Annotated in this window: 17 protein-coding genes; 10 read left to right on the forward strand and 7 right to left on the reverse strand. The window is 41.2% G+C overall.

All coding sequences use genetic code 11. From position 1 onward, the window contains the following. The first annotated feature begins 9 nt into the window (after nucleotides 1-9). From DPV92_RS05495 to qseC, 7 genes are all read left to right on the forward strand, one after another. Nucleotides 10-207 carry a hypothetical protein gene (locus DPV92_RS05495; RefSeq protein WP_404810742.1) on the forward strand — a complete coding sequence of 66 codons (198 nt, stop codon included), beginning with the start codon at nucleotides 10-12 and terminating at the stop codon, nucleotides 205-207. Between the two features lie 32 nt (nucleotides 208-239). Further along, nucleotides 240-1,469, forward strand: coding sequence for a murein hydrolase activator NlpD (gene nlpD, locus DPV92_RS05500; protein WP_111354021.1), 1,230 nt, complete (start codon nucleotides 240-242; stop codon nucleotides 1,467-1,469). An 80-nt stretch (nucleotides 1,470-1,549) separates the two neighbouring features. Beyond that, nucleotides 1,550-2,134 (forward strand): DNA-3-methyladenine glycosylase I, encoded by a 585-nt coding sequence (locus tag DPV92_RS05505; RefSeq protein ID WP_111354022.1) that lies wholly within the window; start codon nucleotides 1,550-1,552, stop codon nucleotides 2,132-2,134. A 129-nt stretch (nucleotides 2,135-2,263) separates the two neighbouring features. Next, a complete protein-coding gene (locus DPV92_RS05510; RefSeq protein ID WP_111354023.1) occupies nucleotides 2,264-2,632 on the forward strand; it encodes a YgiW/YdeI family stress tolerance OB fold protein in 369 nt (122 codons plus the stop codon). A gap of 80 nt (nucleotides 2,633-2,712) precedes the next feature. After that, a complete protein-coding gene (locus DPV92_RS05515) occupies nucleotides 2,713-3,081 on the forward strand; it encodes a YgiW/YdeI family stress tolerance OB fold protein (RefSeq protein WP_111354024.1) in 369 nt (122 codons plus the stop codon). Between the two features lie 69 nt (nucleotides 3,082-3,150). Next, the gene (locus DPV92_RS05520) at nucleotides 3,151-3,810 is read left to right on the forward strand and encodes a response regulator (RefSeq protein WP_111354025.1); all 660 of its coding nucleotides are present in this window, start codon (nucleotides 3,151-3,153) and stop codon (nucleotides 3,808-3,810) included. 31 nt (nucleotides 3,811-3,841) lie between these two features. After that, nucleotides 3,842-5,197 (forward strand): quorum sensing histidine kinase QseC, encoded by a 1,356-nt coding sequence (gene qseC, locus DPV92_RS05525; protein ID WP_111354086.1) that lies wholly within the window; start codon nucleotides 3,842-3,844, stop codon nucleotides 5,195-5,197. A gap of 45 nt (nucleotides 5,198-5,242) precedes the next feature. On the opposite strand, the gene yedF is transcribed toward qseC, so the two are convergent. The 4 genes from yedF to DPV92_RS05545 form a co-directional block, all read right to left on the reverse strand. Continuing rightward, the gene (yedF, locus tag DPV92_RS05530; RefSeq protein WP_111354026.1) at nucleotides 5,243-5,512 is read right to left on the reverse strand and encodes a sulfurtransferase-like selenium metabolism protein YedF; all 270 of its coding nucleotides are present in this window, start codon (nucleotides 5,510-5,512) and stop codon (nucleotides 5,243-5,245) included. Between the two features lie 33 nt (nucleotides 5,513-5,545). Beyond that, the gene (yedE, locus tag DPV92_RS05535) at nucleotides 5,546-6,763 is read right to left on the reverse strand and encodes a selenium metabolism membrane protein YedE/FdhT (RefSeq protein ID WP_111354027.1); all 1,218 of its coding nucleotides are present in this window, start codon (nucleotides 6,761-6,763) and stop codon (nucleotides 5,546-5,548) included. 261 nt (nucleotides 6,764-7,024) lie between these two features. Beyond that, a complete protein-coding gene (locus tag DPV92_RS05540) occupies nucleotides 7,025-7,441 on the reverse strand; it encodes a hypothetical protein (RefSeq protein WP_111354028.1) in 417 nt (138 codons plus the stop codon). 208 nt (nucleotides 7,442-7,649) lie between these two features. Then, nucleotides 7,650-7,868, reverse strand: coding sequence for a YdcH family protein (locus DPV92_RS05545; RefSeq protein WP_005708313.1), 219 nt, complete (start codon nucleotides 7,866-7,868; stop codon nucleotides 7,650-7,652). 181 nt (nucleotides 7,869-8,049) lie between these two features. Here DPV92_RS05545 and DPV92_RS05550 point away from each other — a divergent pair, with 181 nt between their 5' ends. Genes DPV92_RS05550 through DPV92_RS05560 form a run of 3 tightly spaced genes read left to right on the forward strand, consistent with a single transcriptional unit; the run spans nucleotide 8,050 to nucleotide 10,963 of the window. Further along, nucleotides 8,050-8,985: a hypothetical protein gene (locus DPV92_RS05550; RefSeq protein WP_111354029.1), complete on the forward strand. Its 936-nt coding sequence runs from the start codon at nucleotides 8,050-8,052 to the stop codon at nucleotides 8,983-8,985. A gap of 2 nt (nucleotides 8,986-8,987) precedes the next feature. Further along, nucleotides 8,988-9,806: a pyrroline-5-carboxylate reductase gene (gene proC / locus DPV92_RS05555; protein ID WP_111354030.1), complete on the forward strand. Its 819-nt coding sequence runs from the start codon at nucleotides 8,988-8,990 to the stop codon at nucleotides 9,804-9,806. Further along, entirely contained in the window at nucleotides 9,803-10,963 is a 1,161-nt protein-coding gene (locus tag DPV92_RS05560; protein WP_111354031.1) for a 3-phenylpropionate MFS transporter, read from the forward strand. Before proC ends, DPV92_RS05560 begins: the two co-directional genes overlap by 4 nt. On the opposite strand, the gene DPV92_RS05565 is transcribed toward DPV92_RS05560, so the two are convergent. The 3 genes from DPV92_RS05565 to fbaA form a co-directional block, all read right to left on the reverse strand. Continuing rightward, nucleotides 10,960-11,550 (reverse strand): anthranilate synthase component II, encoded by a 591-nt coding sequence (locus DPV92_RS05565; RefSeq protein ID WP_111354032.1) that lies wholly within the window; start codon nucleotides 11,548-11,550, stop codon nucleotides 10,960-10,962. The genes DPV92_RS05560 and DPV92_RS05565 overlap by 4 nt on opposite strands. Nucleotides 11,551-11,610: 60 nt before the next feature. Further along, nucleotides 11,611-12,405, reverse strand: coding sequence for a peptide ABC transporter ATP-binding protein (locus tag DPV92_RS05570; protein ID WP_111354033.1), 795 nt, complete (start codon nucleotides 12,403-12,405; stop codon nucleotides 11,611-11,613). A 168-nt stretch (nucleotides 12,406-12,573) separates the two neighbouring features. Next, entirely contained in the window at nucleotides 12,574-13,650 is a 1,077-nt protein-coding gene (fbaA, locus tag DPV92_RS05575; RefSeq protein ID WP_111354034.1) for a class II fructose-bisphosphate aldolase, read from the reverse strand. Nucleotides 13,651-13,705 lie beyond the last annotated feature (55 nt).

The raw sequence follows: 13,705 nt of genomic DNA on the forward strand, positions 1-13,705 counted from the left end.
GATTTTATGATGAAAAAAGTGATGTTATTTGCACTTTCTTGTGCATTCTTAACCGCTTGCAGCGCGGAAAAAGTGACTGATCCGAATGAATTATCACCAGGTTTAATGCAACCTGTGGATGGCTCAGGTGCAACGAACGGCAGCTTTAGCTGGGGCGATTTTCAAACAGCACCGATGCCTGACTCGATGAAAGCGACAGCAAAATAAACATAAATAAGAATAAAGAAAAAGGATTGATAATGAAAAAGCATTTTTTACTTTTGCCACTTACCGCAAGCATTTTGACCGCTTGTTCGTCTAATTCTCCAGCCCCAGTAGTCAATGCTTCTGGCAGCAGTGAGCTTTCGCCAGGGGTAATGCAACCTGTAGCTGGCACTGGTGCAAATAATAATATGGGTTGGCAAGCGGCAGATATTCAACCGGTCAATATGCCAAGCACAATGAGTACCCCGACAGTTTCGACACCAAGCTATCAACCAGCAGCGGTGCAAAACCCTGTTATTACAGCACAGCCTGAGCAGCCAAAAACAACCACAAAAGTGGTAAAAAAAACCAAAACGGTTGAGAAAAAAGTCGATCAAAACTTTGAGATCCCACGCGATGCGAACAATGCTCCCATTTACAGCCAAATCCAAAAAGGCTTTTATGACGGCTCAACTTATACCGTTCGCAAAGGTGATACCATGTTCTTAATTGCTTATGTAGTCGGTAAAGATGTTAAAGAGATCGCGACACTTAACAATATGAGTGAGCCATATCAATTGACCGTTGGACAAAAACTCAAAACAGGTAAAGCAAGTACGGAAACTGTGACTGTTGAAGAAACCGTAACCGTGCCAGTTCAACCAAAAGTAACCTACCAACAAGGGGCGAATGGCACAGTTTATTCCTCTGAAGGTGAAATTACAGGACCTGTAAAAGCGGGTGTAGGCTCTGCAAATACAGCTGTAAAACCGACTATTCAAGCTTCTGCAGGAAATGTTACTAGCTCTACTCCTACTGTTGTAGCAACAACAGCAACAGTTGAACAACAAGCTCAGCCGCAAGTTAGAGCAACTACCGCAAGCACACAAAGCACGGTGGCAGCACCAGCATCATCAATTAGATGGGTTTCACCAACTGCAGGGCGTATTGTTCAAGGCTTTTCAAACTCTGAAGGTGGTAATAAAGGGATCGATATTGCAGGGCAAAAAGGGCAGGATGTTCGCTCAGCAGCGGATGGTAAAGTCGTTTATGCAGGTAACGCATTGGAAGGTTACGGTAACTTAATTATCATCAAACATAATGATGACTTCTTAAGTGCATATGCTCATAACGACCGCATCTTGGTGGATGAGCAAGATAATGTGAAAGCAGGTCAAAAAATCGCAACAATGGGTAGCACAGGCACAAGCTCAAACAAACTTCACTTTGAAATTCGTTACAAAGGGAAGTCTATCGACCCAACACGTTATTTGCCAAGACAGTAACAAAAAATTTTATGAATATGACCGCTTGCTCAAGCGGTCAATTTTTATCAACACTTTACTTAAAGAATAAAAGATAAAAAATGGATCATTCTCAAGTAATTCGTTGTGATTGGGTTGATGGTAGCGAAATTTACACTCACTACCACGATACCGAATGGGGGAAACCTGAATTTGACAGCCAAAAGCTATTTGAAAAACTTTGCCTAGAAGGGCAACAAGCAGGACTTTCGTGGATCACTGTATTAAAGAAGCGGGAAAATTATCGCCAAGCCTTTTTCAACTTTGATCCGCATAAAATCGCTCAGATGCAAGCAGTAGATATTGATAAATTAATGGAAAATAGCGGTTTAATCCGCCATCGTAAAAAGCTTGAAGCAATTGTAAAAAATGCTCGAGCTTATATTGAGATGAAAGCGAGTGGAGAAGATTTCAGCCAATTTATCTGGTCATTTGTAGATGGAAAACCGCAAATTAACGATGTGCCAAATTCAGCGAGCATTCCCGCTAAAACCGCAACATCATTTGCAATGTCAAAAGCACTTAAGAAAAAAAACTTTGTGTTTGTAGGAGAAACCATCTGCTATGCTTTTATGCAATCCATGGGATTAGTCGATGATCATTTAAATGCGTGTTGGTGTAAATCTACTTCTTCTTGTTCAAGATAGTAATAAAACGTAGTTTGGTAAAAAATTTAAAAAATTAACAGCTTCTTAACTTTTTCTTAAGATTTCTTTGGTTTAATACACACATCAAAGCAATACTGCTTGAGAAAATAACTTAAAAAGGAAAACATTATGAAAAAATTCGCATTAGCAACCTTATTCGCTTTAACAACTGCTTCCGCATTCGCCGACTTTAATAGCAATAACACACAAACAGGCGGTTTCCAACAAGCTGCACCTGCAGCAATTAGCGTAAAACAAGCCATGTCTGCAGCAGATAATTCGATGATTACCTTAGTGGGTAACATTACACAACAAATCGATGATGATGAGTTCTGGTTTACTGATGGTACTGGTCAAATCAAAGTTGAAATCGAACGTCAGGTGTGGAACGGTTTAAACGTAGGTCCGAATGATAAAATTCGCATTTTTGGTAAACTAGATAACGAGATGTTTGATAGAGCAGAACTTGAAGTGTTACGCATCGAAAAAGCAAACTAATTTTATATAACCAATTATATTCTTAATCACTAAACTAAACATGCCACCGTCTATAGGTGGTTAAACAAAGGAAAAACATTATGAAAAAATTCGCATTAGCAACTATTTTAGCTTTATCTACAACTTCAGCTTTTGCTGGCTTTAATGGTAACACGACACCAAATGGTGGCTTCCAATCAGGCACTCAATCAGCAATTAGCGTAAAACAAGCATTACAAGCTGCTGATAACTCAATGATTACCTTAGTGGGTAACATCACACAACAAATCGATGACGATGAGTTCGTATTTACTGACGGCACAGCACAAATTAAAGTGGAAATTAAACGTCGTGCTTGGAATGGCTTAAATGTAGGCCCGAATGATAAAATCCGTATTAGCGGTAAATTAGACAACGAAGCTTTCGAGAAAGCTGAACTTGAAGTTTATCGTGTTGAAAAAGCAAGATAATTTACTCAAAAAATAGCGAGCTCAGCTCGCTGTTTTTGTTTTTTAACTATAAAAGAGCGGTCAATTTCTATGAGAATTTTACTAATTGAAGACGATAGCCTGATCGGCAATGGTTTACAGATTGGCTTAACCCAACTTGGCTTTGCGGTGGATTGGTTTACTGATGGCAAAACTGGGCTGGATGCGCTGACTTCTGCGCCTTACGATGCCGTGGTGCTAGATCTTACCTTGCCCAAATTAGATGGCTTAGACGTGCTTCAACAATGGAGAGTGAACAATCAAGATGTGCCCGTGCTAATTTTAACCGCTCGCGACACTTTGGATGAACGTGTAAAAGGCTTGCAACACGGAGCAGATGATTATCTCTGCAAACCTTTTGCATTGGCGGAAGTAGCAGCACGCTTGCAGGCGTTAATTCGTCGTCGTTATGGACATCACAACCCTGTGATTGAACACGCAGGAGTGAAGCTCGATCCCAATCAACGAGCGGTTTCGCTTAACGATCAGGTAATTTCACTCACCACGCGAGAATATAAATTACTGGAGCTTTTTATGCTCAATAAAGATCGCGTGCTCTCACGTGCTGCGATTGAAGAAAAACTCTCGTCTTGGGATGAAGAAATCAGCAGCAGTGCCTTAGATGTGCATATTTACAATCTTCGCCAAAAGCTTGGTAAGCAGTTTATCCGCACCGTACACGGCGTAGGATATGCGTTAGGACAAGCATAGCAACCACAAGCGGTCAAAAATGGAAAATAAAATGCAAAACAAACGCCTAACCCTTCGCTTAATTTACGTTCTTTCTTTTACCGCACTTTTTGTCTGGCTTATTTCCACCGCTGTCGCTTGGTGGCAAGTGCGTAATGAAGTAAATGACGTATTTGATGTCCAACAAATTCTGTTTGCCGAGCGTCTTGCCAACTCCGATTTAAGCCATATTCTGCTTGAGCACGCCGAAGATATAAACAAAATCCAAACGCATTCATTTAAGAAAAATTATGATGATGATGCCCTTGCCTTTGCGATTTTTTCCAAACAAGGCAAGCGGCTTCTGACCGATGGACGTAATGGCGATAATTTTGTGTTCGATAACGAAATCGGCTTCGCCAAAGGCTATATGCTTAATGATGACGATGAATGGCGGATTTTCTGGCAGCCTGTGTCAAATGGCGATCTGATTATCGCCGTTGGGCAAGAGCTGGAATATCGAGAAGATCTGATTAACGAAATGATTTTCGGGCAGATGTGGATCTGGTTTGCCAGCCTGCCGATTTTAATTATTGTGCTTGCGTGGCTCATTCACAAAGAATTGCAACCAATTAAACGCTTAAGCCAAGAAGTGCAGGGCAGAAAATCGGGCGATGTTTCACTGCTCAATACACAATCTTTGCCTCTGGAAATTCTACCACTGGTACAAAATTTAAACCAATTTTTTGACCGCACTTCGACAATGTTGCAACGCGAGCGCCGTTTTACGTCTGATGCCGCCCACGAATTGCGTAGCCCCTTAGCCGCTCTTCGTATTCAAGCTGAAGTGGCACAACTAGCAGGTGATAATGCTCAGCTCCGCGAGCAAGCACTTTCCAACTTAACGCAAGGCATTGACCGAGCATCCCAACTTATCGAGCAGCTGCTTACCCTTTCCAAGCTTGATAATTTGCAAGAGTTGGAAGAAATTCAATCGCTTGATTGGGAAGGTATTATCCAATCGCTGATTGCCGAACGCTATTTTGTGGCGAAAAAACGCCAAATATCGCTGGCTTTTGAAAAAGAATCGGAGTTGAAAGAAAAACAAGGGCAGCCGATTTTAATTTCCTTAATGCTCAGAAACTTGCTCGATAACGCCATCAAATATTGCCCTGAAGGTACAAAAATCTCAGTAAAAATGACAGCTTGCCAAATTATTGTGGAAGACAACGGTGGCGGCGTTGAGCCTGATGATTTGAAAAAACTCGGACAACGTTTCTACCGCCCCGCAGGACAAAATGAAAAAGGCAGCGGCTTAGGGCTTTCGATTGTAATGCGCATTGCAGAATTGCACGGATTGAAAGTACGGTTGGAAAATGTGATGGAAAGCGAGGAAAGAATAGGATTACGAGCGATAATTTTAGTTTAAAAATAAGGTGAGCTCTGGCAAATCCAAAGCTCGCCTTTTATATCATTATCGCTGAATCAAATAACGCAACTGCGTACCATCTTGCTCAACGCTTAACAACGTATAACCATGGTTTTTAGTGTCCACAGGAATATTGTTAATCGATTGAGCGCAGTCGCTTAATAGCTCTAAAATCTCGCCTTTTTTCAATTCTGGCATCGTTTCAAGCATTACGATTGCAGGGTATGGGCAAGGTTCGCCTAAGGTATCCAACGTGTAATCTGGGGTGATGTCTTTCGGATCTTTATCCAATTTTTGCACGACAGTAAATGCCATAATGTTCTCCTGATATTTGAAGTTGTGTATTGATTAGTTACATCCACAAGAAGCCGCAGCTACTTTCGCTTTAGCTTTGGCAAGGAAGCGTTTTTCCCACCAAACGACTGCAACCAAGCAAGCGATTAATAAGCCATAGTTAACGAGCAAGCCGCCAACAGGACCAAACTCTTTGAGTAAGTTAAGTTTGTCGTAATCTAAGGCGAGTGCTGGTGCGATATCGTCCCATACGTAAGCAAGATAGGTTGAGCCGATAACGTTACCCACACCAACCCACATAAAGTGTACTTGCCCTTCCATAGAGCGATACATCCAACCCGTTTCGCAGCCACCTGCTAATACGATACCAAAACCGAATAATAAACCGCCGATAATCGCATTTGGGCCTGCCCACATAATTTTAGGAGAAACGCCTAATTGAACGTAAGAAAAGACGCCTATAGTGCCCACAATAATCCCGAAGATAATCGCTTTTGCCATATAAGCGCGCCCTGTTACCCATAAATCGCGGAATGCAGAGGTAAAGCAGATTTGTGCACGTTCAATCAATAAACCGAAGATTAAGCCACAAAGCATTGCAAAGCCGAGCTTGATGGAAGATTGCATCACATAGAGGGAAGCGGTCAAATATGCTAAAAAGATTACCATTCCAATGCGGAAGCGGCGTGTGGCTTGTTTTGGATCGGTTTCTTGGATTTTTGCTGCCCCTTTTTTGAGCTGCAATTTTACACGAAACATTGGAAGTAGAGTGACTTTTACCCCAAAGTAAGTCCCGATTGCAGTGGCAATAGTAAAGAACCACGCATGAACGGAGAATTGTGGAATCCCGGTGAAAAGTGAGGCTAAGTTACAGCCCATCGCCAAGCGCGCGCCGAAGCCCGCTAATGCACCGCCAATTAAGGCTTGAACAATACGGCGTTTATGCGGTTGGTTACGCCATTTTACGTTATTCGCCCAAAGTGCAGCAGAAATACAGCCTGCGAACATGCCCAAAATCATCACGCCATCAATACGAGTGAAAATAGTGCCTTGCATTCCAATGATTTTGTAATAGCTCCACTCGGAAACATCGACGCCAAGCGCTTGCAATGCGTGTCCGCCCCAGCGAGTGAATTCCCCTGTGACAGCCCAATATGTGCCTGTTACGCCGAAATAGTAAGCTGAAAGTAAGCCTGCTGCGATCACCGCTGCCACAGGGTTCCAATATTTAATCAGATAATCTTGTTTAAATTGTTGCCAAATTTCTAACATTCCTTAAATCCTAAAAAAGTTGATGATTGGAGAGTTAATGATTGGCAAGAGAGGTATAACGATGAAAAATAGAATTGAGAAACACAATTGGCTTTCTTCACTTCCTATACACAAACTTGCGATATATGAATGAATTGCCGTTGAGGCGGTAAAATTATAATCAAAAAATAGAGAGAAAACAAACAAGATTGATGGAGGCAGATAAAATAAAACCTCAAGTCAAATGACTTAAGGTTCTATTTTTACTAAATTGGCAAAAAATTATTTAGATTCAACCGCTTCTTTTACGGCATCAACTTTCTCGCTAACTTTGTTCATCATCTCTGATGCTTTTTCAGTCGCTTTATCTGCCATTGCATCTGTAGCTTGTTTTACTTCTTCTGCTTTATCTGCTACTACAGCTTTGGTTTCTTCAACTTTAGCTGCCGCGGTATCTTTTACATCAGCTGCTTTTTCAGTTACAGCTGCTTTCACCTCGTCAACTTTAGCTGCTGCTGCATCTTTTACTTCTGCCGCTTTTTGAACTGCGGTCTCTTTAACTTCAGTTGCTTTTTCTGTTGCAGTTTGTTTCATTTCTGTCGCGGCTGCTTGAGCTTTTTCAGCTGTTTTTTGAGCTTGATCACAAGCAGTTAACGCTAATGCTGAACCTAAAACAAGGGCTAATAATGATTTTTTCATAAGAACTCCATAAAGTTAATTTTGCATAAATTGCTTACACTTAGTATATGTTTCTAATAAAAAGTTCATTTCTTTTACTCAAATGGTTAAATTTTATTTCGTTCTGGTCATAAAGTATTTCGATTTGAAAGTATAAAAACAAAGCTATCATCAAAAATTAAAGGGCTGAATATTTGATATTCAACCCTTTCAACGTTCAATTAACAACCTATTTCGCAGAATATTGTCTCAAAATTGCATAAAGCTCATCTTTAATTTTCAATTTTTCTTTTTTAAGAGTTTCAACTTCCTGTTGAGTGGCGAGTTCAATATTCGCTTCTTGGTTTTTAATTTTTTGGTCGATTTCATTATGTTTATCAAATAAACGAGCGAAATGAGCATCTTCGTTTTTCAATTTAGTAATCAAATCACGATATTCAGGAAACATAGTAAACTCCTTAAATTAGGTTATTAATAGATTCAATTTCATCCTACTCCTTTTGGCTTAACTTGGTAGTGAAATATCACAAAAATTTGAACTAGATCACAAAATTTTTACCTACTTCTACTACGACAAGCCGAAAATTTAACGGTATAATGCAAACTCAACTATTCAAGAGGCAATAAGAATGCGCTACAAAGCTCTCTTTACTTTGTTATTTACCCTATTAAGTGGCAATGCTCTGTCTGATTGGAAGAAAATCAATGATTTAGATTACACGTGGGGCCCTTTTAAAATTTACAACATCTCTCTTTTCACTGAAACGGGCGAATATCAACCCAATATTCGTCCGCTTATGTTGAGCCTAAAATATGATAAGCCTGTGGATGGACGCGATTTTGCTATTTCTATCGCACGTTCTTGGGCACGTTTAGAGATCAAACTTTCCAACCAAGAGGTGATAATCGACCGCTTGCGTAAAACATTACCCGATTTAAAACCAGGCGATATGCTTTATTATGTTGCATTGGCTGATCGCGGTTATTTTATTGTGAATAATCAAGTGATTACGGGCGAATTTGATAAAGCGACTAATGATGCTATTTTAGCCATTTGGCTTGATCCGAAAGTAGATTTAAGCCATAAATTAATTGTGAAGAAAACCAATGGTTCACAAAATATCCATATTGCTGAGTACGATCCCGAAGATTCGGATGAAATCAATGTTGTTTCACCATTACTAGAAGAAAAAAACAGCAAACCAAGTCCTGAGCTTTCAGATAAAACTGCTACAACGGAACAAGCGGTCGATCTTGAGCCAGAAAATGTAAACGAAAAAGTAAAAATGCACAAACAACCCGTGGTTGGCGTGCCTGATAAAGCTATTGTTGAGCCTGTAAAAGTAGAATCAACGCCAGAAACAAAAAATGCACAAGCGGTTGAAAATGTAGCAGAAGTCGCAACCGAAGAAGCAGAAAAGCAACCTGCTCAAGATGCCCGTAAAGCCCAACAAGATGAGCTAAAACTAGAGCAAAAATCAGAAGATAAGGTGGATCCTGAAAATCCAGAAATCGACATTCGCCCGATTGAAGATCCAATGCCTGACAATATTCGTGCGAGTTGATTATGCAACACCCAAAACTTACCTTCATTGGCACAGGCAATATGGCTTGGGCAATCATTCAAGGCTTATTAAAAAGCGGTTATCCCGCGAGCCAAATCATCGCTTGCAACAAGAGCAATAAAACGCGTCGCAATGAATTACAAGAGATGGGTATTGCGACACAATTTACCAATCGTGAAGCCGTTGAGTTGGCTGAAGTCCTGATCTTAACCGTAAAACCACAAATGATGGCGGAAGTTTGCACTGAATTTGTGGATATTGATTTCTCACAAAAGACCGTGATTTCAGTGGCTGCTGGCATTTCTATTGCTCGCCTTGAACAGCTTTTATCGACCGCTAAAAACATCGTTCGCACTATGCCAAATACGCCTGCATTAATTGGCGAAGGTCTAACGGGCTTATTTGCAAAATCGTCGGTTAATCCGACCGCTTGCAAATTGGCGGAGCAGTTAATGTCTGCCGTTGGGCAATGTTATTGGGTGGATGAAGAGCATAAAATCAATCAGATTATTGCACTTACAGGTTCTAGTCCTGCGTACTTTTTCCGCTTTATGGAAGCAATGCAACACTCTGCAGAAAAAATGGGGTTTTCTGCTCAAGATGCTCGTTTTTTGGTGCAACAAGCCGCGCTTGGTGCCGCAAAATTGGTGCAAGCTAATCCCGATATTCCTCTTTCACAATTGCGTGAAAATGTGACTTCAAAGGGCGGCACAACCGAAAAAGCATTAGACATTTTCGAACAACAACATTTGGCTGAAACCATTGAGCAAGCAATGCAAGCGGCTATTTCACGTGCTACCGAAATGGAGCAATCATTATGATGAAACTTTCTCCGTTTAACTGGGCATCTTTCAACTTTTTTGGCTATTTCTGTGCTTATGGTGTGATGTTGCCGTTTTTGCCTGTTTGGCTCAAACATTACGGATATGGTGCGGAAATGATCGGTTTAATCGCCTCCGTGGGGTATATTTTTCGCTTTTTAGGTGGTGTGCTCGCCTCACAACGGGTAAAACACGTCGATCATCTCATTCCAACCGCTCGTGGCTTAACTTGGCTAAATTTAGCCGTTATTCCGTTCATTTTTCTCTTTGCGGATAATATTTGGCTACTCTTCCCGTTGTTAATGCTTTTCCACGCATTCAATGCGGGGGCGATTCCGATTGCAGATAGCATTGCTTCCATCTGGCAGCAACAGGTTGGGTTAGATTATGGCAAATCGCGTTTGTTTGGCTCAATCGCCTTTGTGGTGGGCTCGCTGAGTTGCGGCTATTTGGTCGGCTTTTTAGGTGAAAGCTCGGTGCTTTTCATTTTCGCTGGCTTTATGTTATTGCTCGCCTTTGGACAATCACTCAAGCCTTTAATTGCGTTACAACAAAACAGTGAACATCACGCAACAAATTCACCAAGCTCTTGGGAAATTTTCAAAGAACCGACCGCTTGCCGAATGCTGATTACCGTTTCGCTCATTCTGGGCTCGCACGCTGCCTACTACACTTACAGCACGCTATATTGGTCATCGCTTGGGATTTCAACGGAGATGATCAGTCTACTTTGGGGCATTGCAGTTGTAGCTGAAATCTGTATGTTCTTCCTTGCTAAACGTTTTTTAGGCAAGGTTAAAATTCGCTATTTGATGATGATTGCCGCAGCGGTCACCATTTCTCGTTGGATTTTACTGGCAAACATTAGCGATCCGACGCTGTTTATTTTTGAGCAATGTTTGCACTCATTTAGCTTCGCGATGACCCACTTTGCGATGATCCGCTACATTTCAAGCCAAGAAGTCGAGAAAATCGCCAAACTGCAAGGGCTCTATTTTGGCTTATCAAACTGCGCCATTGTTGCCATTTTCACTTTTATTTCAGGCTTGCTTTATCAATATAATCCAAGCTATATGTTTATTTTGATGGCAATAACTGTCGTACCAGCCTTTTTCTTAGTACCACAAGTAGCACCTAAAATAATATCTAAGCATTAACGCATAAGCCAGTTACGTAGCATTTCCTTGCCATACTCGGTAATAAAAGATTCGGGGTGGAACTGCACCCCGTAAATTGGCAGAGTTGCGTGTTTGAATGCCATTAACACCGCTTGATCGCAAACTGAAGTTGCCACAAGCGGTGTTTTTTCAAGAGACTTTTGTGAAATCGCCCACGAGTGATAGAGCCCGATATTGAAGGTTTTAGGCAAACCATTAAACAGCGGATTCTCTTCAAGCTGGTTTAATGGACGCTGTTGCCCGTGCCGAACCTCAGCAAGGTTATATAGCTCGCCACCAAAAAATTCCGCAATGGTTTGATGCCCTAAGCAAACACCTAAAATAGATTTACGTTGAGAATAACGTTCTAACATCGCAAAATTATTTGGATAAGCCCGCGGCACATCAGGTCCTGGCGAAATCAGAATATCGCTAAAATTGTCTACTTCATCCAAATCCAATTCCTCGCTAAACACAATCTGCATCGGAATATTGAGTTCACGACAAAGCGGGCGAAGTAGATCGACGAGGTTGAAAGTAAAAGAGTCGTGGTTGTCGATGATAAGGAGATTTTTTGAATCAAACATTCTATTCTGTATCCAGTTATCTTTTAAGCAAAGGTCGTTAAGTATATCAAAATCTTAAGATTACTCCGCCCATGCTTCCATCGTTAATTTCTTTCCAAAGTGGCTTTCAATAAGGCGTTCGGTAATCGCGTGCTGTGGGTGTAACAATACCTCTTTGGTTGTGCCATATTCTAAAATCTCACCTTCGTGCATCACGAGTAATTTGTCGCTGATGTGTTTGATCAAGCCGAGATGCTGCCCAATGTAGATAAACGAAAGGGCGAGACGTTGTTGAAGCTCAAGCATTAAGTTGATCATTTGGGTTTTGACTGAGAAATCCAAAGTGCTAGAGGTATCATCAATAATCAGGATTTCTGGTTCTAAAATAAGGGCTCGTGCAAGAGCAACACGCTGTTTTTGACTGTTGGAGGCCAGTGAAATGGGGGTTAGCACGTGATCTTTATAAAGCCCAACTAATTTGAGCGTTTGGAAAATGCGTTCATTACGTGCCTCTTCAGATAGCTGAGTTGCCATTCGAAGCGGGGCATCTAAAATCTGTCCGATGTTGTGATTGGGATCAAACGCATCATTCGGATCTTGAAACACCATTCGGATATGTTGGGCTCGGAAAGCGTAATCACCAAAAGCAAGCGGTTTATTTCGGAATAAGATTTGCCCAGAAGTCGGCTCAACCTGCCCAATGATCATTTTGGCAAGCGTGGATTTTCCTGAACCATTTTCACCGATAATTGCAAGGGTTTCACGGCGATTTAGGGTAAAGGAAGCATCTTTTACCGCATAGAAATCGTACTTGTGGAAAAGGCTGCTACGTTCGATAAAGCGTTTGCTTAAGTTTTGAATGTCTAGTAATGCCATAATTGATAATCAAATTTGCATTCATTAAAAACATTCGTAGGGGCACTCTTTCTAGAAAGAAGAATCGGGCGTGTGCAACATGCCCCTACGAAAGAAAATAATGGTGCTTCGAAAACTATAAAAAAGACCGCTTTTGCAAGCGGTCTAAATTTGCGAAAAGTTGACAAATTATAATACGTTTACGCAGTTTAAGTCTTCGAAAGATTGCTCTAAGCGTTTAGACATAGATTCTTCCATTTTACGTAACCAAACGCGTGGGTCGTAGTATTTTTTGTTTGGTGAATCAGGGCCTTCTGGGTTACCTAATTGGCCTTGTAGGTATGCTTCGTTCGCTTTGTAGAAGTTTAAGATACCGTTCCAAGATGCCCATTGTGTATCAGTATCGATGTTCATTTTGATTGCACCGTAGCTGATCGCTTCGCGGATTTCTTCGCGAGATGAGCCTGAACCACCGTGGAATACGAAGTTGATTGATTTTGCAGGTAAGTTACGTTCTTTAGAAACGAACTCTTGTGAAGCACCTAAGATAGATGGTTTTAATTTTACGTTACCTGGTTTATAAACACCGTGTACGTTGCCGAATGCTGCTGCAACGGTGAAACGTGGGCTTACAGGGTTTAATTGGTCGTAAACGTATAAAACATCTGCTGGCTGAGTGTATAAACGTGATTCATCAACATCTGAGTTATCTACGCCATCTTCTTCGCCACCTGTGATACCGATTTCGATTTCAAGGGTCATTCCCATTTTGTCCATACGAGCAAGGTATTCACGGCAGATAGCCATATTTTCTTCCATGGGCTCTTCAGATAAGTCGATCATATGTGAAGAGAATAATGGACGACCTGTTTCTGCGAAGTGTTTTTCGCCTGCATCTAATAAACCATCGATCCAAGGTAATAATTTTTTCGCTGCATGGTCTGTATGCAGGATAACAGGCACACCGTACTCTTGTGCAAGAGCGTGAACGTGTTTAGCCCCTGCGATTGCACCTAAAACATCTGAACGTGCACCTGAAGTTGGTTTGATACCTTTACCTGCATAGAATGATGCACCACCATTTGAGAATTGAACGATAACTGGTGCTTTAACACGCGCAGCTGTTTCTAATACTGCATTTACAGAGTCAGAACCTACACAGTTTACCGCTGGAATTGCAAAGTTATGTTCTTTTGCATAAGCGAAGATTTTTTGAACATCGTCACCTGTAACCACACCTGGTTTAACAATATCTAATAAACCCATTTTTTGTTTCCTCTAAATGTTAAAAATTTGATTTTTGATCCCCCCTCTTTAGCAA

Source organism: Pseudohaemophilus paraphrohaemolyticus (assembly GCF_003253115.1).
Lineage (GTDB): Bacteria > Pseudomonadota > Gammaproteobacteria > Enterobacterales > Pasteurellaceae > Haemophilus_A > Haemophilus_A paraphrohaemolyticus_A.